This is a genomic window from Rhodanobacter sp. G2-10 (assembly GCF_055809185.1).
Genome location: NZ_CM147900.1, coordinates 2,736,028 through 2,748,930 on the forward strand (window position 1 = coordinate 2,736,028; position 12,903 = coordinate 2,748,930).

General features: G+C 65.8%; 8 protein-coding genes. 6 read left to right on the top strand and 2 right to left on the bottom strand.

What is annotated here, in order from left to right; translation table 11 throughout:
• Window positions 1-124: 124 nt before the first annotated feature.
• Both AC0L58_RS12455 and AC0L58_RS12460 read right to left on the bottom strand, forming a co-directional pair.
• Complete coding sequence (locus AC0L58_RS12455) at window positions 125-2,740, bottom strand: bifunctional aspartate kinase/diaminopimelate decarboxylase (RefSeq protein WP_473683837.1); 2,616 nt, start codon at window positions 2,738-2,740, stop codon at window positions 125-127.
• A 352-nt stretch (window positions 2,741-3,092) separates the two neighbouring features.
• Window positions 3,093-4,610 carry a fumarate hydratase gene (locus AC0L58_RS12460; RefSeq protein ID WP_473683839.1) on the bottom strand — a complete coding sequence of 506 codons (1,518 nt, stop codon included), beginning with the start codon at window positions 4,608-4,610 and terminating at the stop codon, window positions 3,093-3,095.
• Between the two features lie 347 nt (window positions 4,611-4,957).
• Here AC0L58_RS12460 and AC0L58_RS12465 point away from each other — a divergent pair, with 347 nt between their 5' ends.
• The 6 genes from AC0L58_RS12465 to AC0L58_RS12490 all read left to right on the top strand — a co-directional run bounded on the left by AC0L58_RS12465 (window position 4,958) and on the right by AC0L58_RS12490 (window position 12,803).
• The gene (locus tag AC0L58_RS12465; protein ID WP_473683841.1) at window positions 4,958-6,862 is read left to right on the top strand and encodes a S53 family peptidase; all 1,905 of its coding nucleotides are present in this window, start codon (window positions 4,958-4,960) and stop codon (window positions 6,860-6,862) included.
• A gap of 97 nt (window positions 6,863-6,959) precedes the next feature.
• On the top strand, window positions 6,960-7,841 hold the full coding sequence (locus tag AC0L58_RS12470) for a PhzF family phenazine biosynthesis protein (RefSeq protein ID WP_473683843.1): 882 nt from the start codon (window positions 6,960-6,962) through the stop codon (window positions 7,839-7,841).
• Window positions 7,842-7,983: 142 nt separating this feature from the next.
• The gene (locus AC0L58_RS12475) at window positions 7,984-9,306 is read left to right on the top strand and encodes an APC family permease (RefSeq protein WP_473683845.1); all 1,323 of its coding nucleotides are present in this window, start codon (window positions 7,984-7,986) and stop codon (window positions 9,304-9,306) included.
• Window positions 9,307-9,453: 147 nt separating this feature from the next.
• On the top strand, window positions 9,454-10,662 hold the full coding sequence (locus AC0L58_RS12480; protein WP_473683847.1) for a hypothetical protein: 1,209 nt from the start codon (window positions 9,454-9,456) through the stop codon (window positions 10,660-10,662).
• 10 nt (window positions 10,663-10,672) lie between these two features.
• On the top strand, window positions 10,673-11,101 hold the full coding sequence (locus tag AC0L58_RS12485; RefSeq protein WP_473683849.1) for a phosphate ABC transporter substrate-binding protein: 429 nt from the start codon (window positions 10,673-10,675) through the stop codon (window positions 11,099-11,101).
• A 55-nt stretch (window positions 11,102-11,156) separates the two neighbouring features.
• Window positions 11,157-12,803, top strand: a complete 1,647-nt coding sequence (locus tag AC0L58_RS12490; protein WP_473683851.1) for a methyl-accepting chemotaxis protein — start codon at window positions 11,157-11,159, stop codon at window positions 12,801-12,803.
• Window positions 12,804-12,903 lie beyond the last annotated feature (100 nt).

Here is a 12,903-nt window from a genome sequence, read left to right on the forward strand (position 1 = left end):
CGCAGTCCACGCGCACGATCGCCGTCTTGGCGTTTCATCCTTGAAAGGCTCCGTTGTTGTTGCATGGTCGTGGCATGGCCCCTCTCCTCAATCCTCTGCTCGCAGGGGAGAGGAGGCAGAAGCTTCACGCATCAATGATGATTTCCTCCGCCTCGTCGCGCAGGTTGTACGGGCTGGACATCACCTTGCCGTAGGCACCGGCCTGGGCGATCAGCACCACGTCGCCCTCCTGCGCCTCGGGCAGGCGGCGGTCGCTGCCGAGCACGTCACCGCTTTCGCAGATCGGGCCCACCACCTGGTACAGCGCGGTGGCGGGTTCGTGCAGTCGGGTCAGGTTGACGATCTCGTGCCAGGCGTCATACAGCATGGGGCGGATCAGGCTGTTCATGCCGGTATCGATACCGAGGTAGCGCAGGCTGCCCTTGCCCTTCTGCTGGGTCACCTTGGCCAACAGCACGCCGGCATCGGCGACGAGGTAACGACCAGGCTCCATCCACAATTGGTAATGCGGATAGGCGGCCTTGACCTCGCGCAACACGCTGTCGAGCGCCGGGATATCGAGCCGCGCCTCGCCGGGATGCGACGGCACGCCGAGACCACCGCCGATATCGATGAAGCTGACGCTGCCGATGCGCTCGGCCAGGCTGGCCAGCTGGGCGTAGACGTCGCCCCAGTGGGTGTCGTCGAGGATGCCCGAACCCAGGTGCGCATGCAGGCCGCGCACCGTCACGCCGTGCGCGTCGGCCAGTTGCAGGAAATCATCGAGCTGGTCCACCGGCAGGCCGAACTTGCTGCCGGTTCCACCCGTGCGCACCTTCTCGTGATGACCGAGACCGCGACCCAAGTCCACCCGCAACACGATCTCGCTGCCACGAAACAGCTCGCCCCAGTGCTCCAATGGATACATCGAGTCGAGTGAGACCGTGGCGCGAGTGGTCAGCGCCCAGGCGTAGTCCTCGCGCGGCGCGAAATTCGGCGTGAACAGCAGCGGTGCCGACTCCGGCACATGCGCCAGCACCGCTTTCAGCTCACCCGGCGAGACACATTCGAAACCAAAACCCTCCTCGGCCAGCGCAGCCAGTATCGCCGGATGGGTATTCGCCTTCACCGCGTAATGCAGGCGATCGACCGCCGCCAGCGATTTCAGCTCACGTGCCTGATGGCGCACCGTGGGCAGGTGATAGACATAGCGCGGAGTCGCCTCGGCGCCGATCCGCAGCAGGCGCTCGCGTTCCGCGTCGCGCCACCAGGCGGCCGCCGTGTCCAGCGTCTCGCCGCTGCCATACAAGGCCTGCCAGCTGGGGCCGAACAGTGCGCTGTCGTCCGTGCGCAGGGACCCGGCACCGATCAGCAGGTCGTGCAGGTGCGGCAGCAAACTGTCGACGACTTCCTCGTCCACCACGAAGGTGAGGTTCAGGTTGTTCGACGATTGCGAAATCATGTGCACGCGCAACTGACCGAACTCGGCCAGCACGCCGGAAAGCGTATGCAGCAGCGAACGCATGCCGCGACCGACCAGGGTGATCGCGGCACACGGCGCGATCACCTTGACCCGGCACACCTTGGCCAGGTCGCTGGCCAGCGCGGCGATCGCGTCCGAATCGAGCAGGTTTTCGGTGGGGTCCAGCGACACGGTGACGTTGGTCTCGGCCGAGCCGATCAGGTCCACCGACAAGCCGTGCGTCTTGAAATGCGCGAACACGTCGGCGAGGAAACCGACCTGCTGCCACATGCCCACCGACTCCATCGATACCAGGGTGATGCCCTTGCGCGCGCTGATCGCCTTGACGCTGGGCGCATGCGCGCGGATCTCGGGGCCGATCACGGTGCCGTCGAGCTCGGGCCGGTTGGTGTCCTTGATCAACAGCGGCACACGCGGCTCGCGCAATGGCGACAGGCAGCGCGGATGCAGCACCTTGGCGCCGGTGGAAGCGATTTCCTGGGCCTCCTCGTAATCCAGCCGCTGCAACAGGCGCGCACCGGGTACCTGGCGCGGATTGGCGGTGAACATGCCAGCCACGTCGGTCCAGATCTCCACCCGCGCCGCCTTCAGCAGCGCACCGAAGTAGGCCGCCGAGGTGTCGGAGCCACCGCGGCCCAGCAGCACCGTGCGCCCCTCGCCATCACGGGCGATGAAGCCCTGGGTAATGAACACCTCACCCAGCGACGCCAGGCGCGCGTTCAATGCCGGATCCGGTTTTGTCTCCACCATGGATGACAGCAGGCGCGTGCGCTCGTTCTGGTTCGGCAGCGCCACGGCGTTGAGGCATTCGCGTGCGTCCAGCCACTGCGTGGGCAAGCCACTGTGGGTGAGAAAGGCCGCGCCAAGCGCGCTGGACATCAGCTCCCCATGTGCCTGCACCTCGGCCTTCCAGGGCAACTCGCCACGACCTGCCGCGCCCTCCTTCGCCAGCTGGATCAGGTCACTGAGCCGATCATTGAGCGTATCGGGCAAGGCAAGCTGCATGTGTTCGAGCAGCTCGCAATGGCACTGCACAATCGCCTTGGCCGCGTCATTGCGCTCCGCCAGCTCGGTGTGCCGGCACAGCTGCCGCAGCGCGTCGGTGATGCCCGACAAGGCGGAAACCACCACCAGCACGCGGGCACCTTCGGCGCGGCGACCTGCCACCAGCTCACGAATGTTCTGCCAGCGCGGCAAGGTGGCGACACTGGTGCCACCAAACTTCATCACGATCCAGGGGGCGTCCGCGGGCAATGGCGTCGAGGTTGATGAGGTCACGTGGCTTCGCAATCAGGAGATGAGTATTCGACCAGTGTTGCGCTGCGGCAAAACAAATGCAAATGGTTTTTTGACGGATATCCTTTGGCCGTTTGGACGTCTGAATGTCGAGTCCTGCCTACTGTCATGGCAGGAGAGGAGGCGATGACGTGCGCTGCGTTTGCTCCCTCCCCTGCTTGCACGGGAGAGTTGGGGAGGGGTGCTTTGGGCTTGCAAGGATGACGCGGAGCTTGCGTTGCGCTGCGGGCTTTTGAGCGGCGCTTTTGGGGCTTTTCGGTGACCCTGAGCTACCCCTCCTCAATCCTCCTCTGGGAGGGGGAGGAGGCGATGGTGTGCGCTGCGCGCACTGCTTTCATTTCATGAAGACGGGGATCTTTCCGATCCGTCCCTGCCACTCGCGCGGCCCGGTCTGGTGCACCGAAGTACCACCGGAATCCACCGCCACTGTCACCGGCATGTCCTCCACGGTGAATTCGTAGATCGCCTCCATGCCCAAGTCGGCAAAGCCGACCACCCGCGAGGCCTTGATCGCCTTGGACACAAGGTAAGCCGCGCCGCCCACTGCCATCAGATACACCGACTGGTGCTTCTTGATCGCCTCGATCGCGGCCGCACCGCGCTCGGCCTTGCCGACCATGCCGAGCAGACCGGTCTGCGCCAGCACCTGCTCGGTGAACTTGTCCATGCGCGTCGCCGTGGTGGGACCGGCGGGACCGACCACTTCCTCGCGGACCGGATCCACCGGACCGACGTAGTAGATGAAGCGCCCCTTGAAATCGACCGGCAATGGCTCGCCCTTGTCGAGCATTTCGACCATGCGCTTGTGCGCTGCATCGCGACCGGTGAGCAGCTTGCCATTGAGCAGCAGGGTCTCGCCCGGCTTCCAGCTCGCCACGTCCTCGCGGGTCACGCTGTCGAGGTTCACCCGGCGGCCCTTGGAGGTGTCGTAGGTAAGCTTGGGCCAGTCCTCCAGCGACGGCGGATCGAGCATCACCGGACCGGAGCCATCCAGCACGAAGTGCGCGTGGCGCGTGGCGGCGCAGTTCGGGATCATGGCCACCGGCAGGTTCGCCGCGTGGGTCGGGAAGTCCTTGACCTTGACGTCGAGCACGGTGGTGAGGCCGCCCAGGCCCTGGGCTCCTATGCCCAACGCGTTGACCTTCTCGAACAGCTCGATGCGCAACTCTTCGGCGCGGTTCGCCGGGCCGCGAGCGATCAGCTCCTGGATGTCGATCGACTCCATCAGCGCTTCCTTCGCCATCAGCATCGCCTTTTCCGCCGTGCCGCCGATGCCGATGCCGAGCATGCCCGGCGGGCACCAGCCAGCGCCCATGGTCGGCACCGTCTTCAGCACCCAGTCGACGATCGAGTCGGACGGATTGAGCATGACAAACTTCGACTTCGCCTCGGAGCCGCCACCCTTGGCCGCCACGATCACCTCGACCGTGTCGCCCGGCACGATCGACATGTTGACCACCGACGGCGTGTTGTCTTTCGTGTTGATCCGCTTGCCGGCGGGATCGGCCAGCACGCTGGCGCGCAGCTTGTTGTCCGGGTCCAGGTAGGCGCGGCGCACGCCTTCGTTGGCCATGTCTTCCAGCGACATGCTGGCGTCGTCCCAGCGCACGTTCATGCCGACCTTCAGGAACACCGTGACGATGCCGGTGTCCTGGCACAGCGGGCGATGCCCTTCGGCGGCCATGCGCGAGTTGATCAGGATCTGCGCCATGGCGTCTTTCGCCGCCGGTGATTCCTCGCGCTCGTACGCGGCGGCGAGGCTCTTGATGTAGTCGACCGGGTGGTAATAGCTGATGTACTGCAGCGCATCGGCGACGGACTGGATCAGGTGTTCCTGCTTGATGGTGGTCATGGGCTCTGGGGTCGACTGGCTGGATCGCGCGGTGGGCGGCTCGGGGAAACCCGTCATTGTGCCGCACCCGCCGCAGGCGACCAAGTCATGCGACGACGACGCGGTGCATCATCGGTGCGGCGAGGCATGGGATCAGGTGTTCGTGCTTTGCATGCGCGAATTTCCGCGCTACTGTCGGCACAGCGGCGCAACGCCGGTCGTCAGGGGGAACTGACGACGTCGCTGGGGAAGATGCACGTATTTCTATGAATCGCTTGCGGTTGAACTCGGAAGCGGGTGGCTGTTTCGTTCCTGACGAATGCAGATCGGCTTCCGTGGCAACCCGGCCCACTCAGGGAGAAACACCGATGCGCGTCAATCTACACAGGAAGACCCTCGCCCTCACACTGGCAGCCATGCTTGCCGGCGTTGCCACGTCGGCTACCGCTGGCGGCCTGCAGGCGTTTGCCGATCAGGGCCTGGCACCCACCGACCAGAACGTGACCGTGAGCCTGGTGCTGCGCCTGCGCCACGAGGCGGAGCTGAAAAACTACGTACGCCAGACCGCCACGCCGGGCAGCGCGAATTTCCAGAAGTTCCTGAGCACGGACGAGTTCGCGCAGCGCTATGGCGCCACCGACGCGCAGATCGCCCAGGTACAGAAGTATCTGGCCCAGCACGGCCTGCGTGGCGACGTGATGGCCAACCACATGGTGATCAGCGTCAACGGCACCCTGGGCCAGTTCAGCAAGCTGTTCGACACGCCCGTGCACAACTACGTGTCGAAGAAGACCGGCCGACGCTTCCATCGCCCGGCGCGCCCGCTGGTGATGCCGGTTGGGCTGGGCAACAACGTGGTTGTCGCCAGCGGCCTCAACAGCCAGTGGCATTACGTTCCGCACCACACCTCGAAGCTGCCGCTTGCCAACCTGCATCTCACCAACCCGGCGACCACCCTTTCCGCCCAGGCCCGTTCGACCGGCGGCACCCATGTCGTCTCCACCGGGATCCCGGGCCAGTACACGGTCGGTGACGTCGCCGGGTTCTACAACATCAATCCGCTGTACGAACGCGGCATCACCGGCAAGGGCTCGACCGTGGCCATCGTCACGCTGGCCGACTTCGATCCGGCGGATGCGGAGGATTACTGGGCCGCGATCGGCCTGGACACCAAATCCCATCGCATCACCCAGGTGCACGTCGATGGCGGTGGCGGCACGGATGGTGCCGATGAAACGACGCTTGACGTACAGCAGGCCGGGGGCCTGGCGCCGCAAGCCGATATCATCGTCTACGACGCACCCAATGCAGGCTCGGGTTTCATCGACGCCTTCGCGCGGGCGGTTTCCGACAACAAGGCCGACAGCATCTCGACCAGCTGGGGCTCGCCCGAGATCTTCAACTTCGCGGCACTGAACGTCGATGGCGCCAGCAATACCGACACCACCGACGCGGGCGATCTGCGCGCCTATCACCAGATCTTCCTGGAGGCGGCAGCGCAGGGCCAGTCGATGTTCGCCGCCAGCGGCGACTCCGGCGCATATGACACGGTGCGCGGGCTGGGCGCCGGTGACGGTCCGGGCCAATTCAATGCGCCACTGACCGTGGATTCACCCGCCTCGGATCCCTACATCACCGCCGCCGGCGGAACCACGTTGCCGGTCCAGTTCACCAACTCGGCGGGCGACGTGGTGTTGTCGATCGATCAGGAAAGCGTCTGGGGCTGGGATTATCTGCTGCCGTTCGTACCCAGCCGCGATGCCGTGTTCTCCGTCGGCGGTGGCGGTGGCGTCAGCGCGTACTGGCACCAGCCGATCTACCAGTGGTTCACCGGGGGAACGCGTCGCAGCGAGAAAGGGCAGACCCTGACCTACAACGATCCAGCCACGGGCCCGTACACCTACCTGAAGCTGCCCAGCCACTTCCGCGGGCGCAACGTGCCGGACATCTCGCTCAACGCGGACCCGTACACGGGTTATCTGCTGGTCTACCAGGGCGGTTTCTACAGCTCCGGTGGCACCAGCTTCGTATCGCCGCAGCTCAATGGCATCAGCGCGCTGCTGCGCCAGAGCACCGGGCACCGCATCGGGCTGTGGAACCCGCATCTGTACCTGCTGCAGAACATCTTCGGGTATGGCAAGTGGTCGGCATTCAACCGCATCAGTGCCGGCAACAACTGGTTCTATGCGGGCAACGGGCGTTACAACCCGGGCTCCGGCATCGGCACCTTGAACGTGGCCAACCTCGACTTGTTCATGCGTAGCGGCTTCTGATCGAACGACCGGCCCGCGCCAGTCGCGGGCCGGCTCGCCTGCTTGCCAGCAGGTGACTTCAATGCGATGTTCTGGCGATTCCCATCCCGGAGTCGCCATGTCCCGTTCGCGCCGTTTCCTGCAACTGGATGTCTTTGCCAGCCAGCTGTTCAAGGGCAACCCACTGGCCGTCGTGGTCGATGCACAGGACCTGGATGGCGACACCATGCAGCGCATCGCGCGCTGGACCAATCTCTCCGAGACCACTTTCCTGCTGCCGCCGACCAGCGCGCAGGCGGACTACCGCGTGCGCATCTTCACCCCGCGCCAGGAGCTGCCGTTCGCCGGCCACCCCAGCGTGGGCAGTGCGTATGCGGCGATCGAAGCCGGCCTGGTCGACGCCACCAGGCCGAGCCTGGTGCAGGAATGCGCTGCCGGCCTATTGCCTGTACGCGTGGTGGGCGAAGGCCCAGGGCGGATCATCCACGTGCAGGCACCGCCGGCGCGTCTGCACGCGGTCGAGGACGCCGGTCGCGCCGCGCTTGCCGTCGCCTTGCGCACGGAGGTGGCCACGGGCGAGGCCATCCGCGTCGACAATGGTCCGCACTGGGTTCTGTGCCACCTGGATGAAGCCCGAATCGTGCGCGCGCTCGAGCCGGACATGGGCGCCATCGCCGCGTGGTGCACGCGGCACGATGCGGTCGGCGTCAGCGTGTTCGGGCGCGAGCGCACCGGCCATGCGGCGATGGCCGTGCGCGCCTTCTGTCCTGCCGACGGCATTCCGGAAGACCCGGTCACCGGCAGCGCCAACGCCGCCATCATGGCCTGGCTGGCCGCACGCGACGATCGCGACTGCTACGGTTTGCACTACCGCGCCAGCCAGGGGCGCGAGGTCGGGCGCGATGGGCTGGTCGAGGTGCGGCGCGACGCAGCCAGCGGCGGCATCACCATCGGCGGCGCCTGCGTGATCGGCGTGCGCGGCGAACTCACGCTCGATTGACGCGGTCGCCGCTGGTCCCTGTCCTCGCGAACCGCGAATACCGTGCCATCTTCCACGTGGCCAGCATGAAATGTCCGCGTCGGACTTGCCCTGATTCGTTGCAATCGCCATGCTCGCCGGCACCTTTCGCGGCGGTCATGTCATGAGCAACCCTCCAGTCTCCTCCGGCTACCGCCGCGGCATGCGTCCATGGGATGCCGCCATGGTCGTGGTCGGCGGCATCATCGGTGGCGGAATCTTTCTCAATCCGGGCATCGTGGCGCAGCGCACCGAATCGGGGCTGGCCCTGTTGTCGGTGTGGGCTGCTGCCGGGCTGCTCACCCTGGTCGGCGCGCTTTGCTATGCGGAACTGGGCGCACGTCGCCCCCAGGCCGGCGGCACCTATGTGTACCTGCGCGAAGCATTCGGGCCACTGGCCGGATTCCTGTTCGGCTGGACCATGCTGCTGGTGATCTACTCCGGCTCCACGGCGGCGGTGGCAACCATTTTCGCGAACTACACGGCAGCGCTGTTCGGCCTGTCGTCCGCCTGGGCCTTGCCGTTGACCGTGGGTGGCTTGGTGTTTGTCAGCGGCATCAACCTGTTCGGCATCCGGCTCGGCGCGCAGATCCAGAACCTGTTCGCCGTACTCAAGTTGCTGGCAGTGGCAGTGCTGGTGGTTTGCGGGCTGTTTTTCGCCGGCGCCGGTCACGGTCAGGTGCTGGCGCTGGACCCGATGTATCAGGGAGTCGGTTTTGCCAGCGCGGCGCTGCCGGTGCTTTTCGCATATTCCGGATTCACCTACCTCAACAACCTCGCCGGCGAGGTACGCGAACCACAGCGCAGCCTGCCGCGTGCGCTGGCGCTGGGCATGGCGCTGGTGATCATCGCCTACTTGCTGGTCAACGTCGCTTACCTGGCTGTGCTCGGCCACGCCGGGCTGGCCCACAGCACCGCCCCCGCCGCCGACGTGATGCAGCAGGTGGTGGGTCCGACAGGCGCCAAACTGATCGCAGTAGGCGTGGCGATCTCGACCCTGGGCTTCTGCAACATCACCCTCGTTGCCGGCGCGCGTGTGCTGCAGGTGATGGGTGAAGACGGCCTGTTCTTTCGCGCCGTGGCTCGCCTGCACCCGCGCTGGCGCACGCCCAACACCGCCCTGCTGCTGTTGTCCGCCTGGGCGATCGTGCTGGTGTTTTCGGGCAGCTACGGCCAGTTGCTGGATTACGCCACCTTCGGCGACTGGCTGGCCTGCGCCGTGGGCGTGGGCACGCTGTTCTGGTACCGCCGTCATGATCGGGCCACGCCCGGATTCCGCGTGCCGGGCTATCCCTGGTTGCCGTTGCTGTTCATCGTGGCCGTGGTTGCGGTGGTGGTGTCCACCCTGCTCGAGAATCCGCGCAATGCGGGCATCGGCCTGCTGATCATGGCAGCCGGCATACCCGCTTATGGCTTGTGGCGACGGGGTTTTCGCAGCAGGGGCTGAAGTGCGCACGGCGTTGAGGGAAAGGTGAGAAAGCGCATCGCCACGGGGTACGCGAAAGGGGCTGGTTAAAGTTTGACCAGTTGGTGCCGATTTTACCGACACGGCGGCCTGCTCCGCCCTCCCTATCCCCCGCTAGAGAAACACCCCATGTCCCCAGTGAAGACTCTTGCCGCCGTCCTGGCAGCATCGCTCGTGGCTACTTCCGTGGCCCACGCCGACGACAATTTCAGCTACCGCCTGTCCGGTTTCGGCACGGTCGGTTACACCGCCACCGACAGCAACGATGTGACGCTGGCCAATCCGAACCAGCTCAAGGGCGCCCGCGAAAGCGGCTCCGCGTTGGTCGATTCGCGTATCGGTGGCCAGCTCGACCTCAATTTCAACAACGCACTGAGCGCCACCGTGCAGGCGATTGCCATGCAGGACGCCAAGGGCCGCTTCATGCCGCTACTGGAATGGGCGTTCCTGCGCTACAAGCTCGCCGACAGCGTGTCGCTGCGCGTCGGTCGCCTCGGGTTCCCCGCCTACCAGGTGTCGGACTACCGCTATGTCGGTTACGCGAACCCGTGGGTGCGTGCGCCGCTGGAGGTCTACAACCTGGCACCGCTGGATTATTTCGAAGGCGCCGACCTCAGCTGGAACCACGACCTGGGCGAAGGCTACGTCACGCTGAAGGCATTGGCCGGGCACGCCTCGACCCCGATCGCCGACTCCAGCTCGCAAAGCGGCCGCCTGAAGGTGAACCAGCTCGCCGGCGGTTATGTCAGCTATGAAATCGGCAACCTGCGCCTGCGCGGCGGCCTGAGCACCGGCAAGGTGAGCTACCACGTGAGCAGCACGACACAGTTGTTCGCGGGTCTGCACCAGGCCGGCTTCGACGAGGTGGTCGACCTGTTCGAGGCCGACAACTCGCGCACCACGTTCTCCAGCCTGGGCGCGAACTACGATTCCGGCAATGTCCTGCTTACCGGCGAGTACGCCAAGCTGCGCTCCGCCTCGCGCCTGCTGGGCCACGCCAGTGGCTGGTACGGCACATTCGGCTATCGGCTGGGCAAGGTCATGCCCTACGTGACCTGGGCCGGCTACAGCAAGCAGAACGAACGTGGTGGCTACAACATCCCGGCGATGGGTCCGCTGCTGCCGCTGGCCATGGGCGTGGACAGCGTGGCTGCCGCCAACAGCCAGCACACCACCTCACTGGGGATGAAGATCGACGCGCGCAACAACGTCGCGATCAAGGCGCAGGTTGATCGCGCACTGCCCTCCGCCAAGGGCGGCACCTTCAAAGGCGTCGCATCCGGCTACAACGGCCATGCGGTGAACGTCTATTCCGTCGTCGTCGACTTCGTATTTTGAGGACAGTCCCATGCAACGCACTTTCAGAAACTGCATCCTCGCCGGCTTGCTGAGCTTTGCCGCCATGCCCGCGTTCGCCGGCATGGTGGTGATCACCAGCGCCAAGAGTTCGGTGAAGAGCCTGAGCAAGTCCGACGTGGCTGCGCTCTATCTCGGCAAGACCACCAGCCTGCCCGGCGGCGGCGGCGCCAAACTGTACGACCTGGCAGACGCCAACGCCGGTCGCGAAAGGTTCTACCAGGCAGCGACCGGCAAATCGGCCAGCCAGGTGAAGTCGGTCTGGTCGCGTCTGGTGTTCAGCGGTCGCGCCCTGCCACCGAAAGAACTGGCCAACGACGCCGCCGTGATCAAGGCCGTCGCTGCCGACCCTGCGGCCGTCGGCTATGTGGACGCCGGCGCGGTGGACGGCTCCGTCCAGACCGTGACCAAGCTGCCGTAAACCCTCTCACCTGCGCAGCGCCGTGCGCTGCGCAGGTCCGTCGGAGTAACCCATCATGAAATTCAAGACCCGAATCCTGCTGATGCCGGCCGTGACCCTGGCGCTGTTCGTGGCCGGCTGGCTGGTGAGCGCGACCCTGGCTTCGCAGGCGGCCTCGTCGGTGGCTTCGCTGGGCGGGGTCGACTATCCCTACCTGGAAGGGGTGAACCACCTTGACGAGCTGGTCAAGCGCACCACCCAGACTACCCAGAGCGCGGTAGCCGAAGGCGACAAGACCAAGCTGGATGACGTGCAGGATATCGCGGCCGAAGCCGCTGCCACCGTGAAGCGACTAGCCGCGCTGGAGGGTCGCAAGGCCTCGGCTGAAGCGATCGGCAAGGCTTATGTCGCGTATTCGGAAGCCGCCGCGGCAGCGGCTCGCAGCATGCTCGATACCAGCAACGACACCGCCGCGCGCGTCAGCGCCATGCAGGAAACACAGAAGACGCTGGCCACCGTGCTGAGCAGCGATATCAAGAGCGCCGAACACAACGTGCAGGCACGTCTCGACGCATCGCGACGCGACGTGCGCTACGTGATGATCTCCAACGCCGTATCCGGCGCGGCGATCGTGCTGGCCTTGATCCTCGGCGCATGGCTGGTGTTGCGCGCGATTGCACGCGATCTCGGTGCCGAACCCGAATACCTTCGCACCATCGTCGAGCGCATCGCCGCTGGCGACCTGCAGGCCCATGACAACGACAGGGTCGACCCCCGCTCGGTACGCGGCAAGCTGCAGGGGATGTCCGCGCAACTGGCCCAGATCGTCGGCTCGATCCGCAACGTGTCGCAGGAAGTGGGCGAGGCCTCGGCACAGATCGCGCAGGGCAACGACGACCTTTCGCAACGCACGCAGACCCAGGCCGCCGCGCTGGAGGAAACCGCCGCGTCGATGGAGCAGATGACCGCCTCGGTCAAGCGCAATGCCAGCAACGCCGGCGAGGCCGAGCAGATCACCCGCGATGCGCGCCGCAAGGCCGAAGAAGGCGGCCAGGTGATGCAGGACACCCACGAGGCGATGCAGGCGATCAATGCCTCCAGTCGTCGCATCGGCGACATCGTGGGCCTGATCGACGAGATCGCGTTCCAGACCAATCTGCTGGCCCTCAACGCTGCCGTCGAGGCGGCCCGTGCCGGCGAACAGGGTCGCGGTTTCGCCGTGGTTGCGGGCGAAGTGCGCAGCCTGGCCCAGCGCTCGGCCGGCGCGGCCAAGGAAATCAAGACCCTGATTCATGACAGCGTCGAGAAGGTCACCGCAGGCAGCGAACTGGTCGGGCGCTCAGGGCGCATGCTGACCGACATCATCGAGGGGGTGAAGAAAGTCACCGACACCGTGGCCGACATCGTGGCCGCCAGCCAGGAACAGGCCGCCGGCATCGACGAGGTCAGCCACACGGTGACCAACATGGACGAGAGCACCCAGCAGAACGCCGCCCTGGTCGAAGAAGCCTCCGCCGCCAGTCGCGCCATGCAGGAGCAGGCAAATGCACTGATGGAGCAGGTAGCCTTCTTCAAACTGCCCGTCGAGGGCGGCGACGAATGCACCGAGCAGACCCCGGAGGTGCCCCCGGTACGGACCCCGGTCATCGTGGTCCCGCGTGCACCCGCCCCGGGCCGCGCCGTGGTCGCAGTGGGTGCCGAAGCCGCCTGGCAGGAGTTCTGAAACTGTGCGGGGCGGAGCCGGCCCGAGGCCGCCCGCCCCGACCCGCGATGAACGGCAGCCCCACGCGGCAGCTGCTCCGGCCGCACGGCAATGCCACAAT

Bases quoted from the DNA above. Each gene is read 5' to 3' on its own strand.
- AC0L58_RS12460 (WP_473683839.1), bottom strand. From the start codon at position 4,610: ATGACCACCATCAAGCAGGAACACCTGATCCAGTCCGTCGCCGATGCG.
- AC0L58_RS12465 (WP_473683841.1), top strand. From the start codon at position 4,958: ATGCGCGTCAATCTACACAGGAAGACCCTCGCCCTCACACTGGCAGCC.
- AC0L58_RS12470 (WP_473683843.1), top strand. From the start codon at position 6,960: ATGTCCCGTTCGCGCCGTTTCCTGCAACTGGATGTCTTTGCCAGCCAG.
- AC0L58_RS12475 (WP_473683845.1), top strand. From the start codon at position 7,984: ATGAGCAACCCTCCAGTCTCCTCCGGCTACCGCCGCGGCATGCGTCCA.
- AC0L58_RS12480 (WP_473683847.1), top strand. From the start codon at position 9,454: ATGTCCCCAGTGAAGACTCTTGCCGCCGTCCTGGCAGCATCGCTCGTG.
- AC0L58_RS12485 (WP_473683849.1), top strand. From the start codon at position 10,673: ATGCAACGCACTTTCAGAAACTGCATCCTCGCCGGCTTGCTGAGCTTT.
- AC0L58_RS12490 (WP_473683851.1), top strand. From the start codon at position 11,157: ATGAAATTCAAGACCCGAATCCTGCTGATGCCGGCCGTGACCCTGGCG.